The sequence below is a fragment of the Solibacillus isronensis genome, assembly GCF_023715405.1.
GTDB lineage: Bacteria > Bacillota > Bacilli > Bacillales_A > Planococcaceae > Solibacillus > Solibacillus isronensis_B.
Map to the genome: position 1 here is coordinate 309257 of NZ_JAMBOC010000002.1, position 12366 is coordinate 321622.

The 12366-nt window shown below is 42.3% G+C and carries 13 protein-coding genes; all 13 read right to left on the reverse strand.

Features of this window, described 5'->3' with window-relative positions; genetic code table 11:
- Window positions 1-228: 228 nt before the first annotated feature.
- The 13 genes from trxB to hprK all read right to left on the reverse strand — a co-directional run bounded on the left by trxB (window position 229) and on the right by hprK (window position 12275).
- Window positions 229-1173: a thioredoxin-disulfide reductase gene (gene trxB / locus M3166_RS13310; protein WP_251690331.1), complete on the reverse strand. Its 945-nt coding sequence runs from the start codon at window positions 1171-1173 to the stop codon at window positions 229-231.
- A 76-nt stretch (window positions 1174-1249) separates the two neighbouring features.
- A complete protein-coding gene (locus M3166_RS13315; RefSeq protein ID WP_251690333.1) occupies window positions 1250-2776 on the reverse strand; it encodes a tetratricopeptide repeat protein in 1527 nt (508 codons plus the stop codon).
- Between the two features lie 185 nt (window positions 2777-2961).
- Window positions 2962-3579, reverse strand: a complete 618-nt coding sequence (hisIE, locus tag M3166_RS13320; protein ID WP_251690334.1) for a bifunctional phosphoribosyl-AMP cyclohydrolase/phosphoribosyl-ATP diphosphatase HisIE — start codon at window positions 3577-3579, stop codon at window positions 2962-2964.
- On the reverse strand, window positions 3576-4334 hold the full coding sequence (gene hisF, locus M3166_RS13325) for an imidazole glycerol phosphate synthase subunit HisF (RefSeq protein WP_251690335.1): 759 nt from the start codon (window positions 4332-4334) through the stop codon (window positions 3576-3578). Before hisF ends, hisIE begins: the two co-directional genes overlap by 4 nt.
- Window positions 4328-4948, reverse strand: a complete 621-nt coding sequence (gene hisH / locus M3166_RS13330) for an imidazole glycerol phosphate synthase subunit HisH (protein ID WP_353056580.1) — start codon at window positions 4946-4948, stop codon at window positions 4328-4330. The genes hisF and hisH overlap by 7 nt, the downstream gene beginning before the upstream one ends.
- Entirely contained in the window at window positions 4945-5538 is a 594-nt protein-coding gene (gene hisB / locus M3166_RS13335; protein ID WP_251690337.1) for an imidazoleglycerol-phosphate dehydratase HisB, read from the reverse strand. The genes hisH and hisB overlap by 4 nt, the downstream gene beginning before the upstream one ends.
- Window positions 5539-6819 (reverse strand): histidinol dehydrogenase, encoded by a 1281-nt coding sequence (hisD, locus tag M3166_RS13340; protein ID WP_251690339.1) that lies wholly within the window; start codon window positions 6817-6819, stop codon window positions 5539-5541.
- Window positions 6820-6833: 14 nt separating this feature from the next.
- A complete protein-coding gene (gene hisG / locus M3166_RS13345; protein ID WP_079524445.1) occupies window positions 6834-7457 on the reverse strand; it encodes an ATP phosphoribosyltransferase in 624 nt (207 codons plus the stop codon).
- Window positions 7458-7461: 4 nt separating this feature from the next.
- The gene (locus M3166_RS13350) at window positions 7462-8622 is read right to left on the reverse strand and encodes an ATP phosphoribosyltransferase regulatory subunit (protein ID WP_251690341.1); all 1161 of its coding nucleotides are present in this window, start codon (window positions 8620-8622) and stop codon (window positions 7462-7464) included.
- Window positions 8623-8882: 260 nt separating this feature from the next.
- Entirely contained in the window at window positions 8883-9413 is a 531-nt protein-coding gene (locus M3166_RS13355) for an acyltransferase (protein ID WP_251690342.1), read from the reverse strand.
- 2 nt (window positions 9414-9415) lie between these two features.
- Complete coding sequence (gene ppaX / locus M3166_RS13360; RefSeq protein ID WP_251690343.1) at window positions 9416-10057, reverse strand: pyrophosphatase PpaX; 642 nt, start codon at window positions 10055-10057, stop codon at window positions 9416-9418.
- A gap of 383 nt (window positions 10058-10440) precedes the next feature.
- A complete protein-coding gene (lgt, locus tag M3166_RS13365) occupies window positions 10441-11313 on the reverse strand; it encodes a prolipoprotein diacylglyceryl transferase (RefSeq protein WP_251690345.1) in 873 nt (290 codons plus the stop codon).
- 23 nt (window positions 11314-11336) lie between these two features.
- Window positions 11337-12275 (reverse strand): HPr(Ser) kinase/phosphatase, encoded by a 939-nt coding sequence (gene hprK / locus M3166_RS13370; RefSeq protein ID WP_251690346.1) that lies wholly within the window; start codon window positions 12273-12275, stop codon window positions 11337-11339.
- Window positions 12276-12366 lie beyond the last annotated feature (91 nt).

Genomic DNA, 12366 nt, shown 5'->3' on the forward strand with positions numbered 1-12366 from the left:
GTGTTTTTCTAAAGCTTATTTCTATTATACCTTGTCCTATGCATTCAGTAAAAGCAAGCGTTTCATTTATAATGTCAACACCTATGCCGGAAAGTCACAAAAAAAGAGGTTGCTTCAGCGTAAACCGCTTGAAACAACCTTAGGATAAAAATATAAGGGGGTTAAAACAAATTCCACTTTTAGTATACCCTTATTTTGTAACGATATGATTACATTTATGTTAAAGAATTATTGATTTATTTTTTCTTTTATTTCTTCCACGTAATGTTGAGCTGATTGAGCTGCAATACTGCCGTCGCCTGTAGCTGTTACAATTTGACGCAGCATTTTTTCACGAACATCGCCCGCTGCATAAATACCTGGAATTGCCGTTTCCATTTTTTCGTTTGTTACGATATAGCCTGCGTCATTTAAAATATTCAGTGAAGCAAATGGCGCTGTTAATGGAAGCATGCCGACATATACGAATACACCATCCGCATCCTCTTCCGTTTCTGTGCCGTCAACTGTTGAAACTAACGTCACTTTCCCTACTTTACCGTCAACATCATGAATTTCTTTTACTGTTGTGTTCCAGATGAAGTCGATTTTTTCATTGGCAAATGCACGGTCTTGTATAATCTTTTGTGCGCGAAGTTTATCGCGACGGTGTACAATTGTTACTTTATCCGCAAAGCGTGTTAAGTAAATGCCTTCTTCAACTGCAGAGTCTCCCCCGCCGATTACGATCAGTTTCTTTTGTTTGAAGAAAGCGCCATCACATACAGCACAGTAACTTACACCGCGACCGCCAAGCTCTGTTTCGCCAGGAATGCCTAGTTTTTTGTACTCTGCACCTGTTGTAATAATAATCGTGCGTGTTTTATATTGTTTTTTACCTGAAACGATAATTTTATATTCTTCACCATCGATGATTTCATTTACATCACCGTAAGCATATTCAGCACCGAATTTTTTCGCATGCTCAAACATTTTTGTCGATAGCTCAGGCCCTAAGATTGTATCGAAACCAGGGTAGTTTTCCACTGCTTCCGTATTAGCCATTTGTCCGCCGGGAATCCCACGTTCAATCATTAATGTTGATAAGTTAGCGCGTGATGCATATACCGCAGCAGTCATACCTGCTGGACCTGCTCCGATAATGACTACATCATAAATTTTTTCTTCAGACATGTTGATCCTCCTCTTGCGTATACCTTTTATATATTTTTATCGTATAAGATTGCTTGGGTAAATACAAATATACTGCCTATTCAAAGTCCGATGGTACAAATTCATATAATTCATCATTGTATTTCGATAATGTTGCAGTCGAAATATTATATTTACCCGCAACTGCTTTTTTCGTCACTTTGTTTTCCAGTGCCGTATGGAACGAATATTCAACAGCAGCAGCAAGCGCCGCGCGATTTTTAAACGAATAGCCTTGTTGGAATGCAATTTCCCCAAGTGCAAACCATGTACTTAACACTTGCGCCACTTCCAATGAAATCGAATCATTCGTTTCTGTAATCAGTTCAGCAACTTCCATAAAACGCAGGAATTGCTGCTCTTCCTTGCTGCCGTTACTGAAATCATAGTCCAGTGCATACGCCATGCAAAGCTTTTCAATAGCCGTAAAATCCGAGACATTTATAAGAGAAGGGTGTGCAACAATCTCTTGTTTATGTGCAGACCGCTTCAATAAAAACATGCCAAATAATCGGCTTGACAGATGCTCATCTGTTAGTTGACGAATGATGAAATCACGATGATTCTCCGCGGAATTCCGTAAAATAGAGCCTTCACCCTTTGCCCACGGTTCCATTCCTTCTTTTGATGGATCCAACTGAATGAGCATTTTCCATGATTCTTTTGCAATTGATTCATGTCCTGAGAAGTAGGCTGACTGGGCAAGCCAGAAATAAAAGCCAGGCTCTCCGTCATAGCCTTTTTTACTCATAGAACGCAGCCATTTATAGGCCTCTTCATATTGCCCGATTAACGCAAATGTTGCACCGAGCTTATAACGGTTTTCCCAATCGAACGGTTGGATTTTCTTCAATAAACCGACCAGTTCGTTCAGCTCTTCACTGCTCTTTTCGTAATACGCAAATACGGCCAAGTTGCAAAGTGCATGAAGATTGCCTTTGTTTTCACGCAGCACTCGATATAAAAGTGCGCGTGCCTGTTCCGCATCTCCGACATAAAAATAAGCTAACGCCAGATTATTATAGGCATTCCATAGGTCTGGATACTCTTCAATGAGCTGCTCCAGCATTTCGATTGCCGTCTTAAAATCTCCCTGCTCCATATGGCGGCGGGCCTTTTCTTGTGCCACATGCTTCGCTCCATCAAATTCGTCCATGTCATCCATTTCTTCGCCAACATAGTCGACAAACTCCAATATTTCAGAGGCGTCTTCCGTATATGCGCCATTAGGTTCCATTTCTAAATATTGTGCTGCGTATTTTTGGGCATCAGCAATGTGACCGATACAGCCCGACACTTCCGCCAGCATGAAAATGATTTCAGATTCATTCGGCTCTAAACTATAGGCTGTGTGAATTAACTCATATGCATGCTCAAAATTTTGCAGTTCCATTTCAAGTATCCCGTACTGTAGTAACACATGCGCATCATCCGGACTTAAATCCGCCGCGCGCTTAATAAATTTATATGCTTTATCCATTTCGTCTCGTTCTATTGCCTTTAAAGCTTTCTTGTAATAATAATCACCATTCGGAACAAACGACACGACATTAGTAGCTTTTGGTTTTAAACGTTTATTTTCCAATAATATTCCTCCGAGTCATTCCGTTCAATACATTCTATATCATCAAATACGCAGGTCATTTGTTTGTAAACAAAGAAATAAGGAACGCACAGGTGTGGTCCCTTAATCAATTCTTACTATTATAGCATATTCGGCACATATGTACTAAAAACACGTCTGACAAAGCGGTGTTAATTTTCAGGTTGTTACTGCTTCTTTCCTTCATGACGTTTTTGCAATACATCCAGTACTTCATAAACATCGACTTTTTGCTCTTGAAGCAATACTAATAAGTGATAAAGAAGATCTGCTGATTCCCATTTCACTTCTTCTGCATCGCGGTTTTTTGCACCGATAACAACTTCTGTAGCCTCTTCGCCGACTTTTTTACAGATTTTATCGATTCCTTTATCGAATAAATACGTTGTGTACGCCCCTTCAGGCATATCGATTTCACGTTGTTTAATCACTTCTACAAGCTGCGGAAGAATTGCGACAGAGCCTGGACGTTCATTTTCTAACAAGCTTTCAGTAAAGCATGAAGTCGTTCCGTTATGACAAGCCGGACCAGCTGGAATGACTTCAATCACAAGTGCATCCTTGTCACAGTCTGTTTTGATCGAAACTACTTTTTGCGTGTTGCCGCTCGTTGCGCCTTTATGCCAAAGCTCCTGACGAGAACGTGAATAAAACCAAGTTTCATTCGTTTCAATCGTTTTTTGGAGTGATTCTTCGTTCATATAAGCTACTGTTAATACTTCTTTTGACTGTGCATCTTGTACTACGGCTGTAATTAAGCCTTGTTCATTAAATTTTACGTTCATCGTACACGAACCCCTTTTTCTTTTAAGTAGCTTTTCACTTCTGCTACGCTCGTTTCTTTATAGTGGAAAATACTCGCTGCGAGTGCCGCATCTGTATCAACATCCTGCAATACTTCACGGAAGTGTTCGGCATTTCCTGCCCCGCCGCTTGCGATGACAGGGACTGTTACCGCGTCACGTACCGCTTTCGTTAATGCCAGGTCAAAGCCTGATTTTTCGCCGTCCTGATTCATCGATGTAAGAAGAATTTCTCCGGCACCTAATCGTACCGCTTCTTTCGCCCAATCGACTGCTGTCCATGTCGTTTTATTGCGGCCGCCATGAGTATATACCATCCACGTTCCGTCTTCTTCACTGTATCTCGCATCGATTGCACAAACGATACATTGAGCCCCGAAGTAATCCGCACCTTCTTTAATAAGCTGCGGGCGTTCCAGTGCAGATGTGTTGACCGATACTTTATCGGCACCCGCACGTAAAATACGCTTCATATCATTGATCGTTCGGATTCCGCCGCCTACTGTAAACGGTATCGCCAATGTTGCTGCCGTTTGACGGACAACATCGACCATCGTTTCCCGACCTTCATGCGAAGCGGAAATATCAAGAAATACAAGCTCATCAGCGCCTTGCTCATCATAAAATTTAGCTAACTCTACAGGATCGCCTGCATCACGCAATTCTACAAACTGTACCCCTTTTACAACACGTCCTTCTTTCACATCAAGACATGGAATAATTCGTTTTGTTAACATACGCCCTCTTTCACTCCCTGTGTCCAAGCCGTCAATAAATACACGCCAAACGGCCCTGACTTTTCTGGATGGAACTGCATACCTGTAAAATTATCTTTTGCCACAATGCCCGGTACTTGAACGTGTTCATAATCAGCTGAGGCGATCAGCTCCATCTCATCGATGCCGCTCGCATAGTATGAGTGAACAAAGTAGACATGACGTTCTTGCGGCAAGTCTTCATTATTTAACCATGCTGGTGTTTGGTTTAATTTCAGCTCATTCCAGCCCATATGTGGAATACGTGTAACATCAGTAAAGCGCTGAATACGGCCTTTGAAGATGCCAAGACCTTTCGTTTGGGCCACTTCATCGCTTTCCTCAAACATCAGCTGCATCCCAAGGCAAATGCCAAGCAACGGCTTTTTCGTCGTTTTAATGAAGTCGATGAGCCCCGTTTCTTCCAGACGTTTCATCGCATCTGGAAAAGCTCCTACACCCGGCAGCACATAAGCATCTGCCGCTTCCAGCTGTTCCATATCACTTGAAACAATTACTTGTACATCCAATCGCTTCAATGCCTGTTCGACACTAAACAGATTGCCCATTCCATAATCAATTACACCTATCTTCACGTTAACAGCCCCTTTGTTGATGGCACACCTTTTACACGTGGATCGATTTCAACCGCTGCATCCAATGCACGTGCCGTAGCTTTAAAAATCGCTTCAATAATATGGTGTGTATTATGGCCGTAAGGAACGATGACATGCAGGTTAATACGCGCTTCCAGTGCAAACTTCCATAAAAACTCATGGACAAGCTCTGTATCAAAGTTCCCTACTTTCGCATTGAGTTCCGGTGTAACGCGGTATTCCAAATGCGGACGGTTTGAGCAGTCAACGACAACTTGCGCTAATGCGTCATCCATCGGTACAAATGCAGTACCGTAGCGTTTGATTCCTTTTTTATCGCCTAACGCTTCTCGGAATGCTTGTCCTAACACAATTCCGATATCTTCTGTCGTATGGTGATCATCAATCCATGTATCCCCGTCCGCCAATATTTTGCCGTCAAATAATCCATGCTTGATAAATAGATCGAGCATATGGTCCATAAAGCCAACACCTGTTTTAATGTCGGCTTGACCTGTACCGTCCAAGTTGAGCTCTATTTTAATTTTTGTTTCATTTGTATCGCGATCGATTTTTGCAAAACGTGTCATTTATTCTTCTCCTTTATCCCAGCCGCGCGATTCTACCGCTCTTGCATGTCCTTCCAACCCTTCAAGTCGTGCAAGACGCGCAATCTTCGGCGCATTTTGTTGCCAAGTTTTTTCGCTATAATAAACAACGCTCGTGCGCTTAATAAAATCATCGACATTCAAGCCACTTGCAAAGCGCGCTGTTGAGTTCGTCGGTAATACGTGATTTGTGCCTGCAAAGTAATCCCCTACCGGCTCCGAGCTATAGCGGCCGATAAAAATTGCACCGGCATGTGTAATCATTTCCGAAACCTTTTCAGCATTATCCGTAATGACTTCCAAATGTTCAGGTGCCAATGAATTGACAGCACGTACCGCATCTTTAATGGATTCTGCTACGTAAATATGCCCGAAGTTTTCAATCGATTTTCGTGCAATCGATTGTCGCGGCAGTTTTGATAATTGAATCTCGACTTGATCTGCCACTGCATCCGCCAAGTCATCGCTTGTTGTAATCAGGACAGCACATGCTAATGTATCATGCTCTGCCTGTGATAGCAGGTCAGCAGCAATTTCATCGGCATACGCACTTTCATCCGCTAAAATACAAATTTCAGACGGGCCTGCAATCATATCAATCGCCACTTCACCGAATACTTCACGCTTCGCCAATGCAACGAATATATTTCCCGGACCTGTAATTTTATCTACCGGAGCAATCGTTTCCGTACCGTATGCTAATGCAGCAATCGCTTGTGCGCCGCCTACTTTATAAATTTCCGTCACACCTAAAATATGTGCTGCAACGAGTACAGCTTCCGGCAATTTCCCGTCATTTCCTGCAGGTGATGTAATGACAATGCGTTTTACTCCCGCCACTTGCGCCGGAATAACATTCATTAACACAGAAGAAGGATAGGCTGCAGATCCGCCTGGCACATACAATCCAACTGCATCAAGCGGTGTAATTCGTTGCCCTAAATACGATCCGTCTTCTAACGGCAACTGGAATCCCGTACGTTTTTGTTCTTTATGATAGCGATAAATATTATCTGCTGCTTCCTGTAAATCGCCGTATAATTGCGGATCAAAATTTTTAACCGCTTCAACGATTTCACTTTCGGCTACGCGTAAGTTCTCCGGTGCAAAGCCATCCCACTTTTCACTGTAATATTTAATCGCCGCATCACCTTTTGTACGCACATCCTGAATGACTTCACGTACCGTTAGCAGCTGCTGTTCATTGCCTTGCTCGAGTTGGCGTTTTAAAGAAATATCGTTATCCAAAATTGTTATTTTCATCTCGTTGGCCCCTCTTATTTCACACATTTTTTCAAGCGTGTAACTAAATCTTGAATGCGGTCACTCTTCATGCGATAGCTTACAGGATTCGCGATTAAACGGGATGAAACTTCGGCAATATGTTCATATTCCACTAAGCCGTTTTCCTTCAGTGTACGACCCGTTGAAACGATATCGACAATGCGATCGGCCAAGCCAATCATCGGTGCCAGTTCAATCGATCCGTTCAGCTCAATAATCTCAACCTGCTCGCCGATTCCTTTATAATACTTCATCGCGATATTCGGATACTTCGTCGCAATACGCGGCGCAATTTCGTTAATTGTTGTATTTGGTAAACCTGCTGAAGCGATATAGCATTCGCTGATTTTCAAATCAAGCAGCTCATGGACAGTTCGGCGCTGCTCAAGTAAAACATCTTTACCCGCAATTCCGATATCTGCAACCCCATGCTCGACATAAACCGGTACGTCCATAGGTTTCGCTAAAATAAAGCGAATGTTTTCCTCCGGTATTTCAATCATGAGTTTACGCGACATTTCCACTTCTTCAGGAAGGTTAAAGCCAGCCTCCAGCAGCATTTCATAAGCTTCTTCAAAAATACGGCCTTTTGGCATCGCAATTGTTAGCTGTGTCATTTGTTTACGCCTCCCTGCTATTGTATTCATTAACGATTTTAAAGTGAGCTTTTAATGCCTCGATATTTTCGATGCCTTCGTATGATTGGAAAGTTACTTGCTTTCCTTGTTCACGCAGCAGTTGTACTGCCTCCAGTGCTTCTGCAAAACGCTCAGCTGCGAACAATACAAGCACTTCCTCTTTGTCGACGTTGATTTTCGGCATTGCTTCAAATACACGGTCAACACGTAAACCAAAACCGGTTGCACCGACTTGCGAACCAAAATGCTGCATTAAGCCGTCATAACGTCCGCCATTTCCTAACGGGAATCCGCTGCCTGAAGCAAACACTTCAAATAACATCCCTGTGTAATAACTCATATGACTTGATAATGTGAAATCGAATGCGATGTACTTTTCATAACCTGCAGCATCCAAAATTCTCCCCAAGTTTCGCATATATTCCAGCGCATCATTTTTGCGCACATATTTTTCGATTGCTTCAATTGAAGGAAGGCTGATTGCATCTTCAATATAGGCTAACAGGGCATCGGATTTTGTTTTCGGCAGATCAAATGCCAGTACCGCTTCTTCAAACCCGACAAAATTTCGTTGTACAAGTAGCTCATTTAAATCATCTGCCTGTGCATCACTTTCTGTATAATCCTTTAAAATGCAGCTTAAAACCCCTGCATGTCCGATTGTTACTTTGAAATCTGTAATTTGATAGGCCTTTACTAAATCGATGGCCGTCATGATCACTTCTGCATCGGCATATACGGAATTGTCACCAATCAGTTCAATTCCCATTTGATCAAATTCAGCTGGACGCCCTCCTTCACGCTGTTGCGCACGGAACACATTTGCAAAATAGGCAAGGCGTTGTGGAATTTTCTCTTTCAGTAATTTCGATGTCGCAACACGGGCAATCGGTGTTGTCATATCAGGTCGTAGTACAAGGGTATTTCCTTGGCTATCAACCAATTTAAAAAGTCGTGCGTCGGAAATTGCAGATGCTTTCCCGATCGTATCGTAATATTCAACAGATGGTGTTTTTATAAATTCATAACCGCGCTCACGTAGCAATGTTCGTCCAGTTGAGCGGATTAATTCAAGTTTTTCATAAATTTCCGGTAATGTGTCACGCATTCCAAGTGGCTTTTCAAACATTTTAATCGATGACATTTTCACACATCCTAATTTTTATACTTGGTTAAATTCTGTATACCGCACTTTAGTATACTAGAGTGTTAAATCACTAGTGTATGAAAGTATTTTACTGCTACTTATGGTCGTAGTCAATGGATTCATACAAATATTTAGTTAATTTAATTTTCTGATATATTTTCATATTATACATCATCTTTTACCAAATTCAGTTATGTGGAGGAAAAGACATGAAAAAATACCCATCTCCGCGTTAGTTGGAAATGGATATTCTACATTTAATTTTGCCAAACCGGCTTGTCATTCTTTTTCCGTTCTGCCATTTGTTCTGCAGTGAAAATAATGCGCATCGGGTTGCCGCCTGCCATTGCGCCTGCCGGTACGTCCTTATGCACCAATGTCGCCGCAGAAACGATTGCCCCATCTCCAATTTTCACACCCGGTAAAATCGTCGAGTTTGCGCCAACCATAACATTGCTGCCAATTTCGACATCACCGAGACGATATTCTTCGATTAAATATTCATGCGCTAAAATTGTCGTATTAAAGCCGATGATCGAATTATCGCCGACTGTAATACGCTCCGGAAACATGGAATCAGGCATGACCATCAATGCCAATGATGCCTCTTTGCCGATTTTCATTTTTAAAAACGAGCGGTACAGCCAGTTTTTCCATGCCATAACTGGGGTAACCCGTCCAATTTGGATGACAATAAAGCATTTCATCACTTTCCAAAAGGAAACGGTATTATAAACTTTCCATAATGAATTCGCACCTTGAACTTTGTAGCGTTCTGTTCTGCGCATGCCTACTCCCCTTTCACAATATCCAGTAAATCACGCATATGATGAAGCATATAAGTCGGCTCATAGGACATTAAATAGTCGACTCCTTTAGCAGACCAAGCAACACCCGCTGTTCGGACACCTGCATTTTTCCCGCCTTCAATATCATGCGAGTTGTCGCCAATCATGATTGCTTCCTCTTTCCCGACACCTAGCTTTTCGAGTGCTAATAGAACTGGTTCCGGATGTGGCTTCACATGCTCCACATCATCAAAACCGACAATGACATCGAAAAACTGTTCCGCACAAAGTACTTTTAAACCGCGGGCAAGACTTTCTCTTGCTTTCGTTGAAACAATCGCCATTTTGATGCCTAAATTGTGGAGCTCTTCCAACGTTTCGACTACTGCATCATAGCTTGTTACTAAACGGTCATGGTTGATTGCGTTCCACTCTTTATATTTCCCGATCATTACATCGGTTTCACCCGGTGTTAATTCGTCAAACGTCTGTTTTAATGACGGACCGATGAATCTTAGGCAGTCTTCTGTCGAATATTGCCCGGGAAATTTTTCGTCAAAAATATACATGAATGTCTGGATGATTAAATCATTTGTATTTAATAATGTGCCGTCAAAATCAAACAGCAATGCTTTTGTTTTCATACTGAAGAATGCCCCTTTTAAAAAACCGCTCGCACTAATGCAAACGGTGTTAACTAGTATTTCCCTAAATGGCGGTGATTTTTATTTCAAGAATTATTTCCCTACTTAATAGGGGGTTTATTTCCATTTCAGGTCGGACGCTTTCCGCGGGCACGGCCTTACACGAACGTCTCAGGCGTCGGTGCTCCTGCCACTTCGCTTTCGTCGCAAATAAATTTTGCTGTTCCCGCAGGAAGCTTGCTTGTAGCGAAAGGCACTAGCCGTCAGCTTGTGTTTTTGCAGTGCGAAAGGTGAAACCGTCAGCACGAACACTCGCCTCCCCTCCATTCCAATCAACCAGCTTTTTTAATTATTTTGCTTACTTACTTAACTTCTAACAAAAATTACTTCTTTTTGCTCTTCTTATTTTTATTATTATTTTTCGTCGCAGCAGGTTTTTCCTCATCTAAATAGTGGATAACCGGTTTTACTTTCATGCGGCGATAAACAATGGCAATAATGCCGACTGTGATACCGATGATTGAAACGACTTGAGCTGAGCGCAAATCGCCTACTAAGTATAAGCTATCTGTACGTAAGCCTTCGATGTAGAAACGTCCGATTGAATACCAGATTAAATAGAAGAAAAACATTTCGCCGCGTCGCCAGTTTAACTTGCGGGCAAACAGCAAAATGACTAAACCGACTACATTCCATAATGACTCATATAAGAAAGTCGGGTGTACATAGTTTCCGTCTTCACGTATATACATTTGTTCGATCAGCCAGTTCGGTAAGAACAGACCTTCCAGAAATTCTCGTGTTACAGGGCCGCCATAAGCTTCCTGGTTCATGAAGTTGCCCCATCGTCCAATAATTTGACCAACGAGAATACTCGGTGCTGCAATATCGGCCAGTTTTAAGAAGCTCACTTTGCGTTTTTTCGTAAATATGTATGCTGTAATAAACGCACCGATTAATGCACCATGAATCGCAATACCGCCATTCCAAATTTGAATGATACTGCCTGGATGCTGACTATAGTAGTCCCACTTCATCACAACGTAATACACGCGGGCTGACAAGATTGAAATCGGAATTGCCCAAATGAGCAGGTCGGCAAAAAATTCAGGATCTAATCCACGGCGGACCGATTCTTTTTGTGCCAGGAAGTAGGCAACGAGAATCCCGACCCCGATAATGATTCCGTACCAGTTCACCGGTATTGGTCCTAAGTGGAATGCTACCGGATTTATTGCTAATAAATTTGTATCCATAAACTTCTCCCTTCAACTACCTATTAATAATCGTCTATTTCATCATTCGAAACAAGCATATCGTCCAGACGACGTGAAAATTCTTCCGCTGCATTGACGCCCATTTTCTTCAGACGGTAGTTCATCGCAGCTACTTCAATAATTACGGATACATTTCGTCCTGGCTGTACTGGAATTGTCAGCTTCGTTACCTCTGAATCAATAATTTTCATCTTCTCCTCATCCAGCCCTAGACGATCATAAAACTTATCCGGATCCCATGTTTCAAGCTCTATTATTAATGTAATACGCTTGTAGGGACGCACTGCACTTGCACCGAACAGTGTCATAATATCGATGATTCCAATACCGCGAATCTCCAGCAGATGTTCCAATAATGGTGGCGGGAATCCAACTAGCATGTTTTCGCCTTCCTGACGAATTTCCACACTGTCATCTGCAACCAACCGATGCCCTTTTTTTACAAGCTCAAGTGCCGTCTCACTTTTACCGACACCACTTTTCCCAACAATAAGAACCCCAATGCCATATACATCAACGAGCACCCCATGAATGGCAGTTGTCGGAGCAAGCTTACTCTCCAAAAAGTTCGTCAGTCGGCTCGAAAATCTAGTAGTCGTCAGCTTCGTAACGAGCACCGGGACATGATTTTCATTCGATGCATCGATCAGTTCCTGAGGCACGTCCAAACCGCGCGAAATAATAATCGCCGGTGTTTCATCCGAACAAAGCTGCTTCATCCGGCTTCTTTTTTCCTTTTCAGGCAACATTTCAAAAAATGAGAGCTCTGTTTTACCTAACAGCTGAACACGGTCAGCTGGATAATGTGTAAAATAGCCGGCCATTTCCAAACCTGGGCGGGATATATCACTCGTCGTTATGTATCGTCCAACTCCGGCTTCCCCACTGACTAGCTCCAAATTAAACTTTTCCATAACATCTTTCGCAATTACTTGAATCATAAATTTGGTACGCTCCTATCTTCTAGCATCTCCACTGTATTTTATCATGTCTATAACATTTCCAATATATAACGCGCTTAGTTTTTTAAAT

Coding starts and splice junctions, on each gene's coding strand:
- trxB (WP_251690331.1), bottom strand. CDS start 1,173: ATGTCTGAAGAAAAAATTTATGATGTAGTCATTATCGGAGCAGGTCCA.
- hisIE (WP_251690334.1), bottom strand. CDS start 3,579: ATGAACGTAAAATTTAATGAACAAGGCTTAATTACAGCCGTAGTACAA.
- hisF (WP_251690335.1), bottom strand. CDS start 4,334: ATGTTAACAAAACGAATTATTCCATGTCTTGATGTGAAAGAAGGACGT.
- hisB (WP_251690337.1), bottom strand. CDS start 5,538: ATGACACGTTTTGCAAAAATCGATCGCGATACAAATGAAACAAAAATT.
- hisD (WP_251690339.1), bottom strand. CDS start 6,819: ATGAAAATAACAATTTTGGATAACGATATTTCTTTAAAACGCCAACTC.
- hisG (WP_079524445.1), bottom strand. CDS start 7,457: ATGACACAGCTAACAATTGCGATGCCAAAAGGCCGTATTTTTGAAGAA.
- M3166_RS13350 (WP_251690341.1), bottom strand. CDS start 8,622: ATGTCATCGATTAAAATGTTTGAAAAGCCACTTGGAATGCGTGACACA.
- M3166_RS13355 (WP_251690342.1), bottom strand. CDS start 9,413: ATGCGCAGAACAGAACGCTACAAAGTTCAAGGTGCGAATTCATTATGG.
- ppaX (WP_251690343.1), bottom strand. CDS start 10,057: ATGAAAACAAAAGCATTGCTGTTTGATTTTGACGGCACATTATTAAAT.
- lgt (WP_251690345.1), bottom strand. CDS start 11,313: ATGGATACAAATTTATTAGCAATAAATCCGGTAGCATTCCACTTAGGA.
- hprK (WP_251690346.1), bottom strand. CDS start 12,275: ATGATTCAAGTAATTGCGAAAGATGTTATGGAAAAGTTTAATTTGGAG.